Genomic DNA, 19,912 nt, shown 5'->3' on the forward strand with positions numbered 1-19,912 from the left:
GCGCAGTAACCTCTATCGCCATGGGGGACCACGACGACCTGCGTAAATTCATTACCGACCTGGCTGTGGTGCACGGACGGGTCGTGCTCTCGTCGGGGCGCGAAGCAGACTGGTACGTGGATCTGCGGCGCGTCACGCTCCATCACCAGGCCGCTCCTTTGGTCGGCCGGGTGATGCTCGACCTCACCGCCGACTGGGAGTTCGACGCTGTCGGCGGCCTCACCCTGGGCGCGGACCCTGTCGCGCTCTCGATGCTGCACGCCGCCGCTCCGACCGGCCGGGCCCTGGACGCCTTCGTGGTGCGCAAGGCGGGCAAGGCCCACGGTTTGCAGCGGCGGATCGAGGGACCGGAGGTGGCCGGCCGTCGGGTGTTGGCGGTGGAGGATACGTCCACGACTGGCGGAAGTGTTTTGACCGCTGTCGAGGCGCTTCGCGAGGCCGGGGCGGAAGTCGTAGGCGTGGTGGTTATTGTTGATCGAGGCGCCGGCGACGCGGTGCGAGCCGCCGGATTGCCGTACCGGGCGGCCTATACGTTGGCTGACCTCGGCCTTGTGGCGTAAAAGTCTGCCGATTCGGATCTGCTGATATGCAGGCGGATCGATGCTGCTGGTGGAAGGATGGAATACGTGGGAACTGCGTTGGCCGAAATGACTATGCCTCAGATCTCGCCGCTAAACGGCGAGCCGATCGAACGTGCCGATGCCGAGCGTCTTGCCGGGGTCCTCAAGGCCCTTGCTGATCCTGCTCGGTTGCGGCTGCTCAGCCTGATCCAGTCGGCCCCAGAGGGCGAGGCGTGCGTCTGTGACCTGACGGCGCCGCTCGGCCTCTCTCAGCCGACGGTCAGTCACCACCTGCGTATCCTCACCGAGGCCGGCTTGTTGCAGCGGGAGAAGCGCGGTGTCTGGGCGTATTACAGCCTGGTCCCGAGTGCGATCGCGACGATCGCCGACCTGCTGACCCCGCCGCGTAAGCGAGCCACCAAGAAGGCTCGCTGACGTAGGCACTAACGCCGTCTCGAGCCGAGACGGCGTCCGGTGGCGAGCCAGGGGTGGCGCCACCGGTGGGTGACACCTGCTCGTCCCCGGTCGCACCACCGGAGGCCGGGTCCGACATGCCGACGGCCGACCCCCTTCCCAGGGGGCCGGCCGTCGTCGTATGTCTCAGCGGTCCTGACCGTGCTCCGGCCGCTGACGGCCGTGCTGGTGCCGGTCGTGGTCGAACGCCTCGCGGGCCGCCTCCACCGCGCCAGCGGCAGCGGCTGCCGCGACGACCGCGACTGCCTCGCCGCGCTTACGAGCGCGCCGGTCGCGAAGGAACTCGAAGAAGATCGGCAGCACCGAGATCAGGATGATCAGGGCCACCACCGGCAGGATGTAGTGGTCGATCTTGTCGCCGATGGCCTGGTAGATCTGCTCGGCCAGCAGGTAGCCGATCAGCAGGATGCCGTCCACCCAGAGCACCGCGCCGACGATGTTCCAGAGCAGGAACTTCTTCGCCGGCATACCGAGCGCGCCCGCGACCGGGTTGAGGAACGTCCGGACGATCGGGATGAAGCGCGCCAGCACGACGGCCTTCGCCGGGCCGAACTTCTGGAAGTAGTACTCGGCCTTCTCCACGTACTCCTTCTTGAAGAGCCGAGAGTTCGGTCGCTCGAACATCGGCCGGCCGTACCGCGCGCCGAGCCAGTGCCCCAACTGGGCGCCGACGATTGCGCAGATCGGCCCGCCGATCAGCAGGCCGGCGAGGGAGAGTCGGGTGCCGTCGCCGAAGATCGCGTCCGCCACCGGTGACGAGGCCACCCCGGCGAGGAACAGCAGCGAGTCGCCGGGGAAGAAGAACCCGACCAGGAGGCCGGTCTCGGCGAAGAGGATCACCCACACACCGATCAGCCCGAAGGTCTGCAACAGATCCTTGGGATCGAGCGGGTTCAGGGCGACGCTCTCCACGAGAGCGCGGGTCTTCTCAGCTGTGTCCACGGCCACAAAGGGTACCGAAGCCCAGGGTGCCTGCCGCGCCGGACCGGCCCCTCGCCACCCGCCGGCGTCTGGGCCACGACGACGGTGCCCCGCCGACCGGGTGGGTCGACGGGGCACCGGTGGTGCGGGATGGATCAGGCGACGAAGCGGGTCCGGCGGCGCTTGGCCACCAGGTAGCCGCCGACGCCCGCGACGAGCAGCAGCGCGCCGAGGCCGGCGATCAGGCCGGTGGACTGACCGGTGATCGGCAGCGAGCCGCCGTCACCGTCACCGTCGCCGTCACCACCGCCGTTACCGCCATTCGGTGAGGTCGGGTTGATGACGATCTTCGCGGTGTCGTTGCTCTTGTTCGGGTCACCGGTCAGCGTGGTGGTGATGGAACCCGTGGCGTCCGGGACGACCTTGTCGATCCGGAGCGCGAAAGAGTACGAGGCCTCGTAGTCTTTCCAGCTCTCCAGGACCTGGCAGGCGTACTCCTTGGCGCCCGGCTCACCCCAACCTGCGGTCCACGGGTCCCACTCCTTCTCCGGCGCGAACGGCACGCAGTCGAAGGGAGCCTCGACCACCGTCGTGTCCGCCGGAACGGACACCCGGATCGGCAGGTCCTCGAGCCGGATGCCCGGCGTTCCCTGGCCCAGGTACTCGAGCACAGCCGGCCCGAGGTTGGTGAAGCTCGGCTCGACGGTGACCACGTCACCCTTCTTGCCGCTCGCGGTCGCGCCCTTGGTCGCCAGGTCCGCGTGGTTGTCACCGGTCACCCGGACGGTCCCGATGGTGGTGTTGTTCATCTTGTCCAGGTCGGTCTGCGGCACCCGCGCGCTCTGCGCGGACTGCTCGACCAGACGAAGCTTCTGGCCCTTGCCGGGCTTGACGTCCAGGAACCAGTCCTTGAAGGTGAGATCAAAGTCGTCCGTGGTCCACCAGTCCAGCACGACCGGGAACTTGGCATTCGTGCGTGCCTCCGGGGCCAGCTTGATGGGCAGGTTCTCGGAGAGCTTGTACGACTTGCCCGGCTCGATCTTCGTGTCGAACGTACAGAAGGAGGCCATGCCCCACTCGTCCGACTTGCAGTTCGAGAAGTCCCCGCCATAGGCGGCGAGGTACTCGGCCTGGATGACGAGGACAGCACCATCGACGGCGGCCTCACCGGCGTTGCTGACGACGGTCGGTAGGCCAGCGGTCCCGCCCGGAGCGCCGCTAACCTCGACGGTCGGGTTGCTCACCAGGTCAACGCCTTCGGCGATGGTGACCTCGGCCGTCGCCTTGGCGGTCTTGCCGCCGGCGGTGATGCTGATCGCCAGGGAGCCCTTCTGCGCTGGCTTCGCGTCGTCCTTGGCGGTGACCATGTAGTCGAACCAGGGCCACTGGCCCTCCTCGACGTCGGTCTCGCAGTGCAGCTTGGATGGCGAGACGTCGCAGGTCCAGCCCCACGCCGGCTCCACCGTGGCAAAGCCGGCGACCGCGGACATGTCGATGTCCACGGAGGTCCGGCCGAACGTCCGTTCGGACTCCGTGTCAGCCGGCTGGGCGTAGAACCAGCCGTAGTCCGTGTGGCCGGGTGCGACGAGCAGATCGTGCGTGGCGATTTCGAATGGAGCCTCGGCGGCTACGGCCGGGCTGGCGGAGGCGGCGACGATCGCGCCTGCTACGCCCAGTCCGGCGAGCCAACGCCGGGTGGAGTGGGTGAGCATGAGGGGGTTTCCTCCAAGTGGGGGATCAGGTGGAGCCTGCGGATCTTAAGGAATCCCTAAGGCTGACTGCATTCCCGAGAGGCATCCATTCACGAAGACGGACCGAAAGGTTGAGGACCTGCCCGACGCCGAGATCGCCGACCTCCTCGGCTGCGCCGTCCGGACCGTACGTTCGTCCATCTCCCGGGCCCTGGCCACGCTCCGGGCCGAGTACGTGGAGGCGTGAACATGATCGAGGACGACCTGCGTGCCGCGTTCATCCGGCACGAGCCGTTGACTCCGTCGACTGGCCCGCTACGGGCAGCGGTATGTCGCCGGGCTGATCCGACGGGCGGTCGCGCAGGCCGTGCTGAGCAATCCGGTCCGGCTCGTCGCGTTGTTGTCGGCCGCCGGTAAGGATCTGACGGTCGACGACGATGGCCTGCCACTGACCAAGCTGGTGGCGGTGCTACCCGAGCTCAAGAACGTCGACCCGGTGGGGCTCAGCCTCCCGGTCGGCCCGCCGGTGGACGGCGCCGCGCGGCTGCCGCTCGATCCGAAGCAGGGCCCGGCGTTCCTCGCCGCACTGGGCGAGGATCGGTTGGCACAGTGGGCGGCGCAGCACCCGGAGCAGGTCAATCCCACCCGGTGATGCGCGAGGACTTCGCGACGGCGCCCCGCCGGCCGGTACGGTCCGCGGGGCTGGGTCATTCGCCGAAGCGGGTGGTTCGACGCCGGGCGACCCTGCGGGGGTCAGCGGTAGTCGTCCTCGTCTCCGGTGACCACCCGGGCCTGCTCCATCGCGTCCCAGTCGTCGACCTCCAGGCCGCGGTGCGGCTCGTTGTCCACGTCGGTGGGGCCGGCGAAGGTGGCCTGCTCGACCGCGTCCGCCGGATCCGCCTCGGGGTCGCGTTCGTTGGGCGCGAGGTGGTCGCCGGGGGTGAAGTCCTCATCGGGCTGACCCATCGTCCCTCCCGGGGGGTCTCGGGGCACAATTCCCACCCACCGTACGGGCTGTGCGGGCGTACCGCCCGGAAGTGGAGTAGGCGGAATCAGCCCTCGGCGACTCGACCCGATGCCAGGATGGGGTCGTGGGCTTCCTCATCAGGCTGGCGATCACCGCGGTCGCGTTGTGGATAACCACGCTGATCGTGCCCGGGGTCGAGGTGCACGGCCGCTCGGGTGGTAACACGGTCCTCACCCTGATCGTGGTGGCGCTGATCTTCGGCGTGATCAACGCGGTGCTCAAGCCGGTGATCCGGGTCGTCGGCTGCGTGTTCTACCTGCTGACGCTGGGCCTGTTCGCGTTGGTGGTCAACGCGTTGCTGTTCCTGCTCACCGACCGGATCGCCCGCGGGCTCGACCTGCCATTCCAGGTGGACGGTTTCTGGCCGGCGTTCTGGGGAGCCATCGTGATGACCGTGGTCACCTGGCTGATCAGTGTCATCGTGCCGGACAACCTGGATCGACGGTGAACGGCTGGCACCCCGGGTCGGTTGTTCCGGCGCACCTCACCTACGGGATACTTCGAGGCGGAGGACAGCGCGGTCCGGCGCACAAATGAAGAACAGCGGCCAGCAGGCCGAGAGTGGTAAGTAAGGAGCGCATCACATGCCCATCGCTTCCCCCGAGGCCTACGCGGAGATGCTGGACCGCGCCAAGGCTGGCCGGTACGCGTACCCCGCGATCAACGTGACCTCCTCCCAGACGCTGAACGCGGCGCTCAAGGGCTTCGCCGACGCGGAGAGCGACGGCATCATCCAGGTCTCCACCGGTGGCGCCGAATACCTCTCCGGCCCGTCGATCAAGGACATGGTCACCGGCGCGGTGGCGTTCGCCGCGTACGCGCACGAGGTGGCCAAGAAGTACTCGGTCAACATCGCCCTGCACACCGACCACTGCCCGAAGGACAAGCTGGACAAGTTCGTGCGTCCGCTGATGGGCATCTCGCAGGAGCGGGTGAAGCGCGGCGAGGAGCCGCTGTACCAGTCGCACATGTGGGACGGCTCGGCCGTGCCGGTCGCGGAGAACCTGCAGATCGCCGCGCAGCTGCTCGACGAGGCCGCCAAGGCCAAGGTCGTCCTTGAGATCGAGGTCGGCGTCGTCGGTGGCGAGGAGGACGGCGTCGAGAACGCCATCAACGACAAGCTCTACACCACCACCGAGGACGGCCTGGCCATGGTCGAGGCGCTCGGCCTTGGCGAGAAGGGCCGCTACATGGCGGCGCTGACCTTCGGCAACGTGCACGGCGTCTACAAGCCGGGCAACGTCAAGCTGCGTCCGGAGATCCTCAACCAGATCCAGGAGGCGGTCGGCGCCAAGTACGGCAAGGACAAGCCGCTCAGTCTGGTCTTCCACGGCGGCTCGGGCTCCCTGCTGAGCGAGATCCGCGAGGCCCTGGACTACGGCGTGGTGAAGATGAACATCGACACCGACACGCAGTACGCCTTCACCCGGCCCGTCGCGGACCACATGCTCCGCAACTACGACGGCGTGCTGAAGATCGACGGCGAGGTCGGCAACAAGAAGCAGTACGACCCGCGCGCGTGGGGCAAGGCCGCCGAGGCTGGCCTGGCCGCCCGGGTCGTCGAAGCGTGCGAGCACCTGCGCTCCACCGGCACCACGATGACCAAGTAACGACGTAGCACCGACGGCCGGCTCCCCACGCGGGGCGCCGGCCGTCGTCGTCAGGTCGTCAGCAGGCGTACGGCCTCGCGCACGTCGTCGGTCAGGTGGATCGTCGACGACAGGTCACCGAAGGGCGACGCGGCCAGCAGCGGACGCAACAGCGCCTCCACCGGCAGTTCCCGGGTCCAGTAGGCGCGATCCAGGAAGATGTACGCCCCGCTCGCGCCGTCGGTGCCGTAGTAGGTCTTGGTGGCCGCCTGGAACACCTCCTGCACCGTGCCCGCCCGCCCCGGCGCGAAGACGATGCCGCCGCGGGCCAGCCGCAGGATGGTGTCCTCCCGGATCGCGTTGGAGAAGTACTTCGCGATCCGCCCGGCGAACAGGTTCGCCGGTTCGTGCCCGTACAGCCAGGTCGGGATGGCCAGCCCACCGGCACGGGCCCAGCCGAGGTCGTCGCCACGTTGCCGGGGCACCCCCGCGTACCGCTGCCGGACGGTCAGCGCGGTGGCCGTGTACCGGTGGTGGTCGGTGAAGTCGGGAGCGGTGGCCAGCAGGTCGATCGCGGCCGTCACCTCGGTCGCCGGTCGGTCCGCCAGGTAGGCGCCGAGGTTCGCGGCCTCCATCACCCCGGGGCCGCCGCCGGTCACCACCAGCCGGTCGGCCCGCGCCAGCTCCCAACCCAGCACGGCCGCCATCCGGTACGCGGGACTGCCGCGCCGCACCGCGTGCCCGCCCATGATGCCCACCACCGACTGCGGCCCATACCCGGCCAGCCAGACCCGGGTGGCGTCGGCCAGCGCGTTGTCCACACCGTGGTCGTGCAGCCGCTGACCCAGCGCCTCCTTCACGTCCGGCAGCGCGCCGCCGTGCGCTCGGTAGTGGTCGTACACCCGGGTGTCGTACATCCCGGTGAACCCGCCCTCGGCGAAGCCGGCGGCCAGGTCCTCGGGGGTGTAGAGATGCGTCGGCTGGGTCGGGTACGGCAACCCGGAGAACGGCGGCACCACGTTCGCGCCGCGCCGGACCAGGTCGGCGCCCACGTCCCGGGACGCGAACCGGCACCCGACGAACAGGGTGCCGGCGACGTCGATGCCGGTCAGGTCGGGCAGCGGCGCGAGGTCTAGCCGCAGGCCCTGCACGGTCAGCCCGGTCAGCCGGCCGGTGGTCAGCTGCTGATCGAACTCGGCCCGGGTCTGGATCTCGCCGGCGTGCAGGTGCGGCTCGATGACGTCCGCGGGAGGTGGGGTCGGCACCGGGCCATCCTGCCCCTCCGCCGGGGTCGGCCAAACCTCGGGCCTGGGGTGCAACCGACAGGAGCCCGGTGGTCGTGGCCACCGGGCTCCTGCATTACCGGTTCCTGGGGAGGCTCCGGACTATTAGTTGTAGTGGAAAACACCTGGCAGCGGCATAGGCCGCAGGCGTGACCAACTCCTCAGCCGTTCAGCGGGACGCGTCGGCCGACCCGCTCGCGTGTCGCCCTGTCCAGCGGGTTGAATGGGGCGATGCAGAACCTTTTGCCAGAGCCACCGGCCACCCGCCTGCCTGCGAACGACGAGGCCGACGCCGCCCTGGCCGCCGCCAACGAGGCCGGCACCGATGAGGCGTACGCCAACGTGGCGGCCGGCTTCCCGACCTACAGTGCGGCCTGGGCGGAGCTCGCGGCGCGGGCGTTCGCCGAGGGCCAGGTGGTGACGGCGTACGCGTACGCCCGCACCGGCTATCACCGGGGCCTCGACCAACTGCGCCGCAGCGGCTGGAAGGGGCACGGCCCGGTGCCGTGGTCGCACGAGCCCAACCGGGGCTTCCTCCGCTGCCTCTACGTGCTGTCCCGCGCCGCCGACGAGATCGGCGAGGCCGACGAGGCGGCCCGCTGTGCCCAGTTCCTGCGCGACTGCGACCCGGAAGCGGCGGACGCGCTGGCCAGCAACTGACCCCGCTCCGACGGCCGGCCCGACACCGGGCCGGCCGTCGGCGGGTTACAGCCCCTCGGCGACCGCGGCGGCGATCTTCAGCCAGGCGTCCCGGGTGGCCGAGGAGAGCGCGCCGTACCGAATCGGCTCGCCACTGTCGATGAGCCGCTCGTACGGGGCCAGCAGCACCGCTCGGGTGCGGGCCGCGAAGTGCTCCTGGATGGCCGGCAGGTCGATCTCCTTGCGGGACGGCGGCATCGACACCACCGTCACCGCCTGCCGGACCAGCCGTTGCCGGCCACTCTGCTCCAGGTGGTCGAGCATCCGGGCGGCGGTCTCCGCCGAGTCGTTCCGGGCCGACATGGTGACCACCAGCTGGTCGGTGGCGTCCATCGACGCCTGCCAGTTCTGCGCCCGGACGTTGTTTCCGGTGTCCACGAAGATCAGTTTGTAGAAGCGGCTGACCACCTCGCGGATCTCGGCGAACGCGGCCGCGGTCAGCATCTCGCCACCGGTGGCCGACTCGTCCGAGGCCAGGACGTCGAACATCCCCTCGCCCTGCGAGCGGACGTACTGCGACAGGTCGCCGACCCGCCCGTGTGCGCCCTGGAACTGCCCGAGGTCGCGCAGCATGTCCCGCACCGTGCGGGAGTGGAAGTCCTGCTGGGCGCGCATCCCGAGGGTGCCCTGGGTCTCGTTGTTGTCCCAGGCCAGCACGTACCCGCCGCGCTTCTGGCCGAACGTCATCGCGAGCAGCAGGATGGCCACCGTCTTACCGGCGCCGCCCTTGGGGTTGACCACGGTCACCTGCCGCAGGCCGCCGAAGTTGCGGCGGACCATCTCGATGTCCCGCTTGAGCTCCTGCTCGTGCCGCCCCGGCGAGAGCCGGAGCAGGCCCATCTTGTTGACCACCGCACGGACGCCCATGGTCGCCACCGGGTCGGCGGGCCGGACCTGGCGGCGGCGGGCGAAGTCCTCGGCGGTCGGCGCGGCGGTCGCCTCCGGTGTCCAGCTCGCGTCCGGATAGCCGGTCGCGTCCGGGTACGCGGTGGCGGGCACCCGGGTCACCCCGTCGGCCTCCTGGTACGGCTGCCCAGGGGTGGCACCGGGCGCGCCCTGCTGCCACGGCGGCGGGTACCACCCCGGCGCGGGCGGGAACGGCCCCGGCGGTGGGGTCGCCGGCCCGGCCTGCGGCGGAGCGTGCTGCGGTGCGGGGCGGTCCGGTGGCGGGCCGCCGAACTGCGTCAGGTCCGGCGGGGGCGGTATCTGCGCCGGACCTGCCTGACCGGGGATGGCCGGGGTGAACGGCTGCCCGGGGTACGCCTGCACGGGGCCGACGTGCGGGACGACCGGGTGCGGCGGCGGTGGCGGGATCGGAGGGGTTGCGCCGGCCTCGTCCTGCGCCGGTGCGGCCGGGCGTTGCGGTGGATACGCCCATGGCGACTCGGCGACCGGCCGCGCCGGTGCGCCGGAAGACCCGTCCGGTCCGGGCCCGCCAGCCTGCGGAGCCGACCCGCCCGCTGCGGGGTCTGCCGGCGGGTTGTCGGCGGAAGGGGCGGGGCTGTCGGCCGTTGCGGCGGCCTGGCCGGCGGGGCCAGCAGGTGCGGCGGCCTGGCCGGCGGGGCCAGCAGGTGCGGCGGCCTGGCCGGCGGGGCCAGCAGGTGCGGCGGCCTGGCCGGCGGGGCCGGTGGTGGCGGCCTGGCCGGCGGGGCCGGTGGTGGCGGGGCCGTCGGCGGCTGCGGCGCCTCGCTCGGTGGGCCCGGCGGTGGTGGGCCGGTCGGTGCTCGCGGCTGCGCCGGGGCGGTCCAGGGTGAACGGCAGGTCCAGGTCGACGCCGCCCGGGACGATCGGCGGGGCGGGCACGGCGGCCGGACCTCCGTTGCCGGCCCGCGCCACTTCGCCTGACTTGCTCGCCGTGCCGGTAGCGTCCGGCCGGCTGTCCGTTTGCGCGGAGGCGGCGTCCGGTGGCGCGGCGGAGGGGGTTCCGGTACCGCCCTGCCCGTTCGTCGTCGGCGGGGCGGGCGGCGGTGGCGCGGCGGCCGGGTCGGTCGGTGGCGGCCAGCTCGGCTGGGCCGGTGCCCAACCCGATCCGGTGCCGGACGGGCCGCTGACCCCCCACCCTCCGGGGGCGCCGGTGAGCGACGGATAGTCCGATGGTGAGGGCGGCGGCAGGGCCGCCGCGCCGGGCTGGCCGGGGACCGGCGGTCGGCCGATCGGCGGCGCGGCCACCGGTGGCGTGACCGGCTGCGTGACCGGCGGTGTGGCCGACGACGGGCCACCCCGCTGCTCGGCGACCGCTGCCCAGGGCGGCACCGCGCCACCCGCGCCCCGGTCGCCCGGATCTGGCGGCCAGAGTGGTTCGATGTCCCGCTCCGGCACCGGCTGCTGGCCGGGCACCTGCGCCCGGTCGGCGTTCTCGTCCATTACGGCCCTCCCCAGTCCTCCTGCGAGGATAGGCCCATCCGCCCACGAGGTCCGGTCGGCGCAGCCAGGTCGGCCGATCGGCGCGGTCGAGATCAGATCGACCAGACCGCCCAGGCACCCGGCTCGATCCACCAGGAACGCTTGCGGGTCAGCTCGCCTTCGACACCATCGTCGAGGTACGGCACCCTGCCCTCCCTGGGCAGCACCGACACCGCCCGGCCGCGGGCCCGCCGAACTTCGAGGCGTACCCGCTTGCGCCTCCACGCCGAGCGGACGACCACCGGCACGGCCACCGCGACCTCGACCTGGCCGTCGGCCGGGTCCGGCGCGCTCAGCAGCGTCACGTCGTCGAGCGTCGCGTACCCGCCGGCGTTACCGACCGCGCAGGCCAACAGCGGTTCGTCACCGTTGGTGAGGATGGTGTCGTCCACCTCCACCCGGGCACGCCAGTGCAGCGGCCGGCCCGCGTCGTCGGCGGCACCGAGCAGGGCCCCGTCCAGGGTCACCGAGCCGCCGTCGTTGCGCAGCAGGTCCAGCCGGCGCGGCGTGCCGTCCAGCACCGCGGCGGCCACCGCCGCCGGGTCGCGGGGCAGCCCGAGCTGCGCGGCCAGGTCCCGGTGGGTGCCGGAGCGGGCCGGATCAAGCGGGAGTACGGCCACCGGCGGCAGGTCGGGCAGCGTGCGGTTGCCGGGCAGGTCCGCCGGTCGCTTGCTCGGCGCCGGGGCGTACCGCTTGACCAGCCGGCGCAGCACGGCGCGCAACTGCCCGTCGCTGGCCGTGGCCACGACCAGCCGGGTCTTGCTGTCCGGGTCCGGCCAGGTGAGGCCGTCCGGGCGGGGCGGGCCGTCGAGCCGGGCCAACACCGCGTCGATCTCCGCGTCGGAGCGGGCGGTGACCGTCTCCACCCGGGCGCCCCGGGCATTCAGCGCATCGGCGCAGGCCAGCACCGGCACCCGAGGCCGCTCCGTCGCGCACTGCTCGGTGCCGGCCTGGCTGCTGCCGGCCTGCTCGGTGGCGGTCTGGCTGCTGCCGGCCTGGTCGGTGGCGGCCTGGTTGGTGGCGGTCTGGTTGCTGCCGGTCTGGTTGCTGCCGGCCTGGTTGCTGCCGGCCTGGTTGGTGGCGGTCTGGCTCGTCGGAGCGGTGTCGGCCTCGGTCGCACCGCCGCAGCAGGCCCCGCCGCTGCCACAGCCCCCGGGAGCGTCCCGCTCCGAACCGAGGGTGAGCAGCACCACGTCGTACACGGAAGGAGCCTCCTGCCTCTCGACGCGACCCCTGCCGGCCACGCCGTCACTACTTGTTAACCTGACACCCCGGGCTCGCCGAGCGGTCGCCACCTGGCACCCGAGCCTTCTGGAGGCGGAAAAGATGCCAGCGATCGTGCTCATCGGCGCTCAGTGGGGCGACGAGGGCAAGGGCAAGGTTACCGACCTGCTGGGTGAGCGGGTCGACTACGTCGTGCGCTACTCCGGCGGCAACAACGCCGGGCACACGGTGATCACCCCGGACGGCCAGAAGTACGCGCTGCACCTGATGCCGTCCGGCGCGCTCTCACCGGACGCGATGATCGTCATCGGCAACGGCGTGGTGGTCGACCCGAAGGTGCTGCTCGCCGAGATCGACGGCCTGGCCGAGCGCGGTGTCGACGTGTCCCGGCTGCGGATCTCCGGTGACGCGCACCTGATCATGCCGCACCACCGGGCGCTGGACCGGGTGATCGAGCGCTACCTCGGCTCATCCCGGATCGGCACCACCGGCCGTGGCATCGGCCCCGCGTACGGCGATAAGGTCGCGCGCATCGGCATCCGCCTCCAGGACCTGCTCGACCCGGGCATCCTGCGGAAGAAGCTGGAACTCGCCCTGCGCGAGAAGAACCAGATCCTGTTCAAGGTCTACAACCGCAAGGCGATCGACCTTGAGGCCACCGTCGAGGAGTACCTGGAGTACGCGGAGCGGCTCAAGCCGTACATCGCGGAGACCCGGGCGATGCTCTGGGACGCCCTGGACCGGGGCGAGACGGTGCTGCTGGAGGGCGCCCAGGCCACCATGCTCGACATGGACCACGGCACGTACCCCTTCGTGACCTCGTCCAACCCGACCGCCGGTGGCGCCTGCGTGGGCGCTGGCATCCCGCCCACCGCGATCAACAAGGTGATCGCGGTGAGCAAGGCGTACACCACCCGGGTCGGTGCGGGCCCGTTCCCGACCGAGCTGTTCGACGCCAACGGGGACCACCTGCGCAAGATCGGCGCGGAGTACGGCACCACCACCGGGCGGGAGCGCCGGTGCGGGTGGTTCGACGCGGTGGTCGCCCGGTACGCCTGCCGCCTCAACGGCGTCACCGACCTGGTCATCACCAAGTTGGACGTGCTCACCGGCATGCCCAAGGTGCCGATCTGCGTCGGCTACGAGATCAACGGCGTCCGGGTCGACGACATGCCGATGAGCCAGACCGACTTCCACCACGCCAAGCCCGTCTACGAGGAGCTTGACGGCTGGTGGGAGGACATCACCAAGGCACGAACCGCCGATGACCTCCCGGAGAACGCCCGCCGCTACATCGCCCGGGTAGAGGAACTCTGCAACACCCGAGTGAGCGTCGTAGGCGTAGGCCCAGGCCGAGAAGAAAACGTCCTCCTCCACCCCCTCCTCCCCTAACCCCACCCCACCCCACCCCCCACCCCACCCCACACCCCATCCGCCTCGGTGATCAAGAAGTTTGCGTCAGATTTCGCCGCTAGGTTGACGTAAAGCTCTTGATCACCGGGCGATGTGGTGGAGTTATCCACAGGGTCCCGGGGGTTGTCCACAGGGACTTTGGTTGGGCAGGGCACGTGGGCAGGGTGTGGGTGTGGGTGCACACCAGCTACTTCGTCAGATCGCGGCCGGGCAGGACGGCATGGTCACTCTGGGCCAGGCTCTGCGTGCCGGCCTGACCAGGGACCAGATCCGACAGTTGCACCGGTCCGGCAGGTGGCAACGGGTTCTTCGGGGCTGCTTCGTTCCCGAAGCGGAGCTGAGTGATTCGACGCGTCGGCGGGCGCGAATCCGCGCCGCGGTCACGAGCCTCGGCCCAGGCGCCTTCGCTGTTCTGGACTCTGCCCTGGAGTTGCACGGCATCGCGGGTCTCCGTCGGACGTCACAGGTGCACGTCTCGGTGCCAGTCGATCGCCCTCGGCCCCAGCGCTCCCTGGTGCCGTGGCTGACGGTGCATCAGGTGACCGTCGGTTCTGGCGACGTCGTCGAGGTTGCTGGCATCCCGGCGACCTCTCCGCTCCGCACCGTCTTGGACGTCATCCTCCGGGTTGATCGTTACCCAGCGGTCTCGGTCCTCGACTCGGCGCTGAACCAGTGCCGCATCGGCCCGGCGCACCTGGCGACCATTCCGGACCTGATCCGGGGGCGGCGAGGCGCGGTCGTGGCACGCGCCTGTTTGGCCGAGGCGGACGGGCGGGCGCAGTCGCCGCTGGAGACGCGCAGCCGGCTGCGGTGCGTGGACGGCCGGGTACCGCCGGACACGCTGCAGTTGGAAGTGCGCGACGACGATGGCTATCTGCTCGGCGTCGGCGACGTGGGTTGGCGCGGACCGAGGGTGATCGCGGAGGCGGACGGCCGAGACGCGCACGGCACCCCCGAGGCCGTCTACGCTGACCGCCGTCGCCAGAATCGACTGGTCAACGCTGGCTGGACCATCCTCCGTTTCACCTGGCAGGACACCCTCCACCCCGATTACATCCCGCACACGGTCCGTCAGGCGATCGCGGCCTCCCCACGAAGGTGATCAAGAGGTTTGCGTCAAGAACGAGTCCATCACTGACGCAAACCTCTTGATCACCGACGGCTGGCCGGGACGGGCGGGGTGGGGGAGGACAGTAGGATCTCTGGGGTGCGGGTTCTTTTGGTGGGTGGTGGCGGGCGGGAGCATGCGCTTGCGCTCGGGCTGGCGGCGGATTCGGGCGTTTCTGCGCTGATTGCCGCGCCTGGCAATCCGGGGATCGCCGGGGTTGCCGACGTGCGGGTCGTCAACGCCGTCGATCCGGCCGCGGTGGCGGCGCTGGCTGTGGAGACCGCGGCTGACCTGGTGGTGATCGGGCCCGAGGCGCCGCTGGTCGCCGGTGTCGCCGATGCGGTACGCGCCAAGGGCATCGCCGTCTTCGGTCCGTCCGGCGCGGCCGCGCAGTTGGAGGGCTCCAAGGCGTTCGCCAAGGACGTGATGACCGCCGCCGGCGTGCCGACCGCCCGGGCGCACGTCTGCACGGACGAGGCGAGCACCGCTCGGGCGCTGGACGAGTTCGGTGCGCCGTACGTGGTGAAGGACGACGGACTCGCCGCTGGCAAGGGCGTGGTGGTGACCGACGACCGGTCGGCCGCGTTGGCGCATGCCAGCGACTGTGGGCGGGTTGTGGTCGAGGAGTTCCTCGACGGCCCGGAGGTCAGCCTCTTCGTGGTCACCGACGGTGAGGCGGCGTTGCCGCTGTTGCCGGCACAGGACTTCAAGCGGCTCGGCGACGGCGACACCGGGCCGAACACCGGCGGCATGGGCGCGTACGCACCGCTGCCCTGGGCCCCGCCCAGCCTGGTCGACGACGTCATGCGGGACGTGGTGCACCCGACGCTCGCGGAGATGCGCCGCCGGGGCACCCCGTTCGCCGGCCTGCTCTACGTCGGGCTCGCGATCACCGCGGTCGGCCCTCGGGTGATCGAGTTCAACGCGCGTTTCGGTGACCCGGAGACCCAGGTGGTGCTCGCGTTGCTGGAGACCCCGCTGGGCGGGCTGCTGCACGCGGCCGCCACCGGCACGTTGGCCGAGCACCCGCCGCTGCGGTGGCGGGAGGGCAGCGCCGTGACGGTGGTGCTCGCCGCGCAGGGCTACCCGACCGCGCCGCGCACCGGCGACGTGATCACCGGCGCGGACCGGCCGGGCATCATCCACGCGGGCACCGCCCGCCGGGCCGACGACGGCGCGTTGCTGTCCGCCGGCGGCCGGGTCCTCTGCGGTACGGCCACCGGCTCCGACCTGGCCGCTGCGCGGGAGGCCGCGTACGCGCTGGTGGACGGGGTGGAGTTGGCCGGTTCACAGCACCGCACCGACATCGCCGCCGCCGCGATCGAGGGCCGGATCGCGATCCCGGGCTGAGCCCGGGGTCGGTCAGCCGTAGTAGCGGCGCAGTTCGCGGGCGAGCACCTTGCCGGTGGCGTTGCGGGGCAGGTACTTCACGAAGATCACGTCCCGGGGGACGCTGAAGCGGGCCAGGTAGTGCCGGACGTACTCGCGTACCGCCTCGGGGTCGAGCGTCTCGCCGGGGTGCAGGGCGAGGAACGCGGACAGGCGTTGGCCGTACTCGGGGTCGGGCACGCCGATCACGGCGGCCTCGCGGACCTGCGGCAGTCGCGCGAGCAGATCCTCCACCTCGGACGGGAAGACGTTCTCGCCACCGGAGACGATCATGTCGTCGGCCCGGCCGTCGACGAAGAGCAGCCCGTCGGCGTTGAGCCGGCCGAGGTCGCCGGTGTCGAGCAGACCGTCGTGGGTTTCCCGGTTGGCGCCGGAGGTGTAGCCCTCGAAGAGCATCTCGTTGCCGACGAAGATCCGTCCGACCCGCCCCTCCGGTACCGGCTTGGCGTCGTCGTCGAGCATTTCCAGCCGGGTGCCGTGCGGCGGACGACCAGCGGTGGTGGGCGCCTGGCGCAGATCCTGCGGGCCGGCGATGGAGGCCCAGGAGACCTCGGTGGAGCCGTAGAGGTTGTAGAGGACGTCGCCGTAGACGTCCATGAACTTCGGTGCCAGCCCGCCGGGCAGGGCGGAGCCGCTGACCGCGACGACCTTGAGCGGGGGGCGCGGGTCCGGCGGTGGCACCTCCAGCAGCCGCTGCACCATCACGGGTACGGCGAACAGCGCGTCGCACCGGTGCGCCGTCAGGGCGGCGAGCGTGGCGGCCGGGTCGAAGCGGCGGTGCAGCACGATGGTGGCCCGCAGCGCCAGACAGACCTGGAGGGCGGCGAATCCCCAGGTGTGGAAGATCGGCGCGGCGATCATCACCCGGTCCCGGGCGTGCAGGGGAATGCGGTCGATGATGGACACCAGCGGGCCGAAGCCGCTGGGCGTCGGCCGGCGAGCGCCCTTGGGCGTACCGGTGGTGCCGGATGTGAGCACGATGATCCGGCCGTCCCGCTCCGGCGGGTGCAGGTCACCCGGCAGCGCCCCGGCCACCAGCTCCTCGCGGGCGCGTTCGTCGAGCCGGGGCAGCTCGGCGGGGAGGCCGAGGACCCGTTCGGCGAACTCGTCGTCGTGCACCAGCAGCCGCAGCCGCTGTTCCTCGGCGACGGTGCCCAGCTGGGCGGCGGAGAGCCCGGTGTTGACCAGCACCGCGTCGACGCCGAGCAGGGTGGCGGCGACGATCGTCTCGATCAGCCCGTGGTGGTTGCGGCAGAGCACACCGATCCGGTCGCCGGCCTGTACGCCGAGACCGGCCCGCATCGAGCGGGCCATCCGTTCGGCCCGGTCGAGCAGGTCGCGGTACGTCAGCTCGACGCCGTCCTCGTCGATGACGGCTGGTCGGCCGGGGTCCCGGGCGGCTGCCTGGCGTAGTTCGCCCGCCAGGCTCCATCCCCACGTCCGCAACGCGTTGAGCTGCGAGGCGACCCGGATCGGGCTGCCGGGGGTGAGCAGCCCGCGACGGGTCAGCGTGGCAACGACGAACGGCAGGTCCATGCCGCAGACCTCCTCGGGGTGGTACGCGGACGGGGCGACGGGGGTCCCGCCCAGCAGGGCGTCTTTCCTTGATCATGCACTGGGTGCGGCTGAAGGCCCAGTTGGCGTCGGCGTGGGGTGACGAAGACGGCACGGATCGTGGAATCCGGGCCGCTGTCGGCCCGACCCCTGGGAAGGGCCGGGCCGAGAGCGGTCAGCGGATCTGCATTCCGGAGATCGCCCGGGAGATGACCAGTCGCTGGATCTCCGAGGTGCCCTCGAAGATGGTGTAAATCTTGGCGTCCCGGTACCAGCGCTCCACCGGATGGTCGCGCAGGAAGCCGGCCCCGCCGAGCAGCTGCACTGCCTTCTCGGTGACCGACACCGCCACCTCGCCGGCCTTGAGCTTGGACATCGAGCCCTCGCCGGCGGTGAACGGGCGGTTGTTGCGGCCCATCCAGGAGGCCCGCCAGACCAGCAGCCGCGCCGCGTCGATCTCCATCCGCATGTCGGCCAGCGCGAATGCGACCGCCTGGTTCTCGATGATCGGGCGTCCGAACTGGACCCGGTCCTTCGCGTAGTCCAGGGCGTACTCGTAGGCGGCCCGGGCCACGCCGAGCGCCTGCGCCCCGACCGTGGGTCGGGACAGCTCGAAGGTGCGCATCGCGGCCTGTCCGGTGGCCCGTTGCCCGGAGCGGGCGCGGGCCAACCGCTCGTCCAGGGAGTCCTTCCCGCCGAGCAGGCAGCGGCCGGGTACGCGTACCCCGTCGAGGAAGACGTCGGCGGTGTGTGACGCGCGCAGGCCGAGTTTGCGCAGCTTGCGGGTGGCGGCCAGGCCGGGGGTGCCGGGCGGTACGACGAACGCCACCTGGCCCCGGGAGCCGAGCGTGGGGTCGACGGAGGCGGTGACCACGTGCACTCCGGCGATGCCACCGTTGGTGGCGTACGCCTTCTGGCCGGTGAGCACCCACTCGTCGGTGGCCTCGTCGTAGACGGCCCGGGTGCGCATCGCGCCGACGTCGGAGCCGGCTTCCGGCTCGCTGGTGCAGAACGCGGCGACGGCCGGCGAGTCGACGTCGCCGAAGCACTGTGGCACCCATTCGACCATCTGGTCGGGGGTGCCGGCGCCGTAGATGGCGGCGACGGCGAGCGAGGTGCCGAAGATGCTCAGGCCGATGCCGGCGTCACCCCAGAAGAGTTCCTCGCTGGCGATCGGCAGGGAGAGCCCGGTCGGGTCGGCCCAGCAGGTGGCGAGGAACTCGAAGCCGTAGAGCCCGACCTTGGCGGCTTCCTGGATCACCGGCCACGGGGTGTCCTCGCGCTCGTCCCACTCGGCGGCGGCCGGGCGCACGACCTCGGCGGCGAAGCCGTGCACCCAGTCGCGTAGATCCCGCTGTTCCTCGTTTAGGTCGAGCGAGAACTCAGCCATGTCAGGCCTTGGGGATGTCGAACAGGTTGGCGATGTTGGCGGCGAGGCCGAGGTCGCCCTTCGCCTTCAACTTGCCGGTCATGAACATCATCACCGGGTTGGCGCCACCGGAGACGATCTTCAGGAACTCGACCGGGCCCATGGTGAGGCTGAGCTTCGGGTCGTGCTGCGGGGTCTCGTTCACGACGCAGGTGCCGTCGGCGATGACCACCTCGTAGGTGTCGCTGCCGCCGTCGGGGCGACCGGTGATGACCCAGTGGATGACCGCGTTGGTGGAACCGGCCCGGTCCGCGCGGAACAGCGACGGCATCCGGCCGAACACCTCGCCGAGGACCTTGCCGCGCAGGTCGCCGGACATCACCTGGGCGATCTTGTCGTCCGGGGTGGACTTGACCAGCTGGGCGAACTCCTTGGGGCCGACGTTGGCGAAGGTGGCCGGGTCGAAGTCAGTCATCAGGTGCGCCTTCCGGAAGATTGGCTACTCGCGCGTAACCCTACGCACGAGTAGGTATGCTCGCAAGGTGTCCACCACGCCCGCCTTCAAGCGTCTGCCGCGCGCCGTCCGCGAGCAGCAGATGCTCGACGCGGCCGTCAAGGTCTTCTCCCGACGCGGCTTCCACGCCGCCAGCATGGACGAGATCGCGGAGGACGCCGGCATCTCCAAACCCATGGTGTACGCGTACCTCGGCACCAAGGAGGAGTTGTTCGTCGCCTGCCTGCACCGGGAGGGCACCCGGATGATGCAGGCCATCGCCGGGGCAGCGGCCCCCGACCTCCCGGCCGACGAGCGGCTCTGGCGTGGATTGAAGGCGTTCTTCGGCTTCGTGGGCGCCCACCGGGACGGCTGGGCGGTGCTCTACCGGCAGGCCCGGGGCGAGCAGCCGTTCGCCGGCGAGTTGGCTACCATGCGGGCCCGGCTGGTCGAGGTCGTCGCCGGGATGCTCGACCACGCGCTGCGCGCCAAGGGCCGCGAGATCGCCGCCATCGACCTTGAGGTCGTCGCGTACGCCCTGGTCGGCGCGACCGAGTCGCTGGCCGACTGGCTCGCCGACCACCCGGACGCCGACCCGGAGAAGACGGCCACCCGGATGATGAACGTGGCCTGGCTCGGCGCCGCCCAACTCCTGCACGGCGTCACCTGGCGTCCACCGGCCGACTGACGACCCGGGCGCCACCTACGTTTACCG

Annotated in this window: 19 protein-coding genes and 2 pseudogenes; 12 read left to right on the forward strand and 9 right to left on the reverse strand. The window is 71.2% G+C overall.

Translation table 11 applies throughout. The annotated features are described in order from the left end of the window. Positions 1 to 20 precede the first annotated feature (20 nt). Positions 21 to 560 carry an orotate phosphoribosyltransferase gene (gene pyrE, locus ACIBF8_RS15580; protein ID WP_366631586.1) on the forward strand — a complete coding sequence of 180 codons (540 nt, stop codon included), beginning with the start codon at positions 21 to 23 and terminating at the stop codon, positions 558 to 560. A 57-nt stretch (positions 561 to 617) separates the two neighbouring features. Further along, positions 618 to 995 (forward strand): helix-turn-helix transcriptional regulator, encoded by a 378-nt coding sequence (locus tag ACIBF8_RS15585; RefSeq protein WP_030332125.1) that lies wholly within the window; start codon positions 618 to 620, stop codon positions 993 to 995. A 165-nt stretch (positions 996 to 1,160) separates the two neighbouring features. Here the strand turns inward: ACIBF8_RS15585 and ACIBF8_RS15590 are convergent, their stop codons facing one another. Both ACIBF8_RS15590 and ACIBF8_RS15595 read right to left on the reverse strand, forming a co-directional pair. Beyond that, complete coding sequence (locus ACIBF8_RS15590) at positions 1,161 to 1,982, reverse strand: DedA family protein (RefSeq protein ID WP_396783544.1); 822 nt, start codon at positions 1,980 to 1,982, stop codon at positions 1,161 to 1,163. Between the two features lie 128 nt (positions 1,983 to 2,110). Further along, complete coding sequence (locus tag ACIBF8_RS15595; RefSeq protein ID WP_396783545.1) at positions 2,111 to 3,667, reverse strand: LPXTG cell wall anchor domain-containing protein; 1,557 nt, start codon at positions 3,665 to 3,667, stop codon at positions 2,111 to 2,113. Positions 3,668 to 3,737: 70 nt separating this feature from the next. Between ACIBF8_RS15595 and ACIBF8_RS15600 the strand changes: the two genes are divergently transcribed. Together ACIBF8_RS15600 and ACIBF8_RS15605 are read left to right on the forward strand one after the other, a co-directional pair. Further along, positions 3,738 to 3,893 carry an RNA polymerase sigma factor gene (locus ACIBF8_RS15600; RefSeq protein ID WP_396783771.1) on the forward strand — a complete coding sequence of 52 codons (156 nt, stop codon included), beginning with the start codon at positions 3,738 to 3,740 and terminating at the stop codon, positions 3,891 to 3,893. A 120-nt stretch (positions 3,894 to 4,013) separates the two neighbouring features. Next, positions 4,014 to 4,298, forward strand: a complete 285-nt coding sequence (locus ACIBF8_RS15605; RefSeq protein ID WP_396783546.1) for a hypothetical protein — start codon at positions 4,014 to 4,016, stop codon at positions 4,296 to 4,298. A gap of 101 nt (positions 4,299 to 4,399) precedes the next feature. On the opposite strand, the gene ACIBF8_RS15610 is transcribed toward ACIBF8_RS15605, so the two are convergent. Then, the gene (locus ACIBF8_RS15610; RefSeq protein ID WP_396783547.1) at positions 4,400 to 4,612 is read right to left on the reverse strand and encodes a hypothetical protein; all 213 of its coding nucleotides are present in this window, start codon (positions 4,610 to 4,612) and stop codon (positions 4,400 to 4,402) included. A gap of 125 nt (positions 4,613 to 4,737) precedes the next feature. On the opposite strand from ACIBF8_RS15610, the gene ACIBF8_RS15615 reads away from it, so the two are divergent. Together ACIBF8_RS15615 and fbaA are read left to right on the forward strand one after the other, a co-directional pair. Next, positions 4,738 to 5,121, forward strand: a complete 384-nt coding sequence (locus ACIBF8_RS15615; protein WP_396783549.1) for a phage holin family protein — start codon at positions 4,738 to 4,740, stop codon at positions 5,119 to 5,121. A 136-nt stretch (positions 5,122 to 5,257) separates the two neighbouring features. Continuing rightward, on the forward strand, positions 5,258 to 6,283 hold the full coding sequence (gene fbaA, locus ACIBF8_RS15620) for a class II fructose-bisphosphate aldolase (protein ID WP_396783550.1): 1,026 nt from the start codon (positions 5,258 to 5,260) through the stop codon (positions 6,281 to 6,283). A gap of 50 nt (positions 6,284 to 6,333) precedes the next feature. On the opposite strand, the gene ACIBF8_RS15625 is transcribed toward fbaA, so the two are convergent. Then, positions 6,334 to 7,527, reverse strand: coding sequence for an LOG family protein (locus ACIBF8_RS15625; protein ID WP_396783551.1), 1,194 nt, complete (start codon positions 7,525 to 7,527; stop codon positions 6,334 to 6,336). 249 nt (positions 7,528 to 7,776) lie between these two features. Here ACIBF8_RS15625 and ACIBF8_RS15630 point away from each other — a divergent pair, with 249 nt between their 5' ends. After that, on the forward strand, positions 7,777 to 8,205 hold the full coding sequence (locus ACIBF8_RS15630) for a DUF3151 domain-containing protein (protein WP_396783553.1): 429 nt from the start codon (positions 7,777 to 7,779) through the stop codon (positions 8,203 to 8,205). A gap of 45 nt (positions 8,206 to 8,250) precedes the next feature. Here ACIBF8_RS15630 and ACIBF8_RS15635 read toward each other — a convergent pair whose 3' ends face one another. Together ACIBF8_RS15635 and ACIBF8_RS15640 are read right to left on the reverse strand one after the other, a co-directional pair. Next, positions 8,251 to 10,608 carry a chromosome partitioning protein gene (locus ACIBF8_RS15635; RefSeq protein WP_396783555.1) on the reverse strand — a complete coding sequence of 786 codons (2,358 nt, stop codon included), beginning with the start codon at positions 10,606 to 10,608 and terminating at the stop codon, positions 8,251 to 8,253. Between the two features lie 92 nt (positions 10,609 to 10,700). Then, positions 10,701 to 11,573 (reverse strand): annotated as a pseudogene (locus ACIBF8_RS15640) (diacylglycerol kinase family protein); the annotation flags it as partial. 400 nt (positions 11,574 to 11,973) lie between these two features. On the opposite strand from ACIBF8_RS15640, the gene ACIBF8_RS15645 reads away from it, so the two are divergent. The 4 genes and pseudogenes from ACIBF8_RS15645 (at position 11,974) to purD (ending at position 15,742) form a co-directional block, all read left to right on the forward strand. Then, positions 11,974 to 13,263, forward strand: a complete 1,290-nt coding sequence (locus tag ACIBF8_RS15645) for an adenylosuccinate synthase (protein ID WP_396783557.1) — start codon at positions 11,974 to 11,976, stop codon at positions 13,261 to 13,263. A 112-nt stretch (positions 13,264 to 13,375) separates the two neighbouring features. After that, positions 13,376 to 13,597: pseudogene (locus ACIBF8_RS15650) on the forward strand (type IV toxin-antitoxin system AbiEi family antitoxin domain-containing protein); the annotation flags it as partial. A 225-nt stretch (positions 13,598 to 13,822) separates the two neighbouring features. Continuing rightward, positions 13,823 to 14,386, forward strand: coding sequence for a hypothetical protein (locus ACIBF8_RS15655; RefSeq protein WP_396783773.1), 564 nt, complete (start codon positions 13,823 to 13,825; stop codon positions 14,384 to 14,386). Between the two features lie 105 nt (positions 14,387 to 14,491). Further along, positions 14,492 to 15,742, forward strand: a complete 1,251-nt coding sequence (gene purD / locus ACIBF8_RS15660; protein WP_396783559.1) for a phosphoribosylamine--glycine ligase — start codon at positions 14,492 to 14,494, stop codon at positions 15,740 to 15,742. Positions 15,743 to 15,754: 12 nt separating this feature from the next. Here the strand turns inward: purD and ACIBF8_RS15665 are convergent, their stop codons facing one another. The 3 genes from ACIBF8_RS15665 to ACIBF8_RS15675 all read right to left on the reverse strand — a co-directional run bounded on the left by ACIBF8_RS15665 (position 15,755) and on the right by ACIBF8_RS15675 (position 19,179). Beyond that, on the reverse strand, positions 15,755 to 17,317 hold the full coding sequence (locus tag ACIBF8_RS15665; RefSeq protein WP_396783561.1) for an AMP-binding protein: 1,563 nt from the start codon (positions 17,315 to 17,317) through the stop codon (positions 15,755 to 15,757). A 193-nt stretch (positions 17,318 to 17,510) separates the two neighbouring features. Beyond that, positions 17,511 to 18,725 (reverse strand): acyl-CoA dehydrogenase family protein, encoded by a 1,215-nt coding sequence (locus ACIBF8_RS15670; RefSeq protein ID WP_396783563.1) that lies wholly within the window; start codon positions 18,723 to 18,725, stop codon positions 17,511 to 17,513. Position 18,726: 1 nt separating this feature from the next. Next, on the reverse strand, positions 18,727 to 19,179 hold the full coding sequence (locus ACIBF8_RS15675; RefSeq protein WP_396783565.1) for an SCP2 sterol-binding domain-containing protein: 453 nt from the start codon (positions 19,177 to 19,179) through the stop codon (positions 18,727 to 18,729). Positions 19,180 to 19,246: 67 nt separating this feature from the next. Between ACIBF8_RS15675 and ACIBF8_RS15680 the strand changes: the two genes are divergently transcribed. Continuing rightward, a complete protein-coding gene (locus tag ACIBF8_RS15680; RefSeq protein ID WP_396783567.1) occupies positions 19,247 to 19,885 on the forward strand; it encodes a TetR/AcrR family transcriptional regulator in 639 nt (212 codons plus the stop codon). Positions 19,886 to 19,912 lie beyond the last annotated feature (27 nt).

The sequence above is a fragment of the Micromonospora sp. NPDC050276 genome, assembly GCF_044459545.1.
GTDB lineage: Bacteria > Actinomycetota > Actinomycetes > Mycobacteriales > Micromonosporaceae > Micromonospora.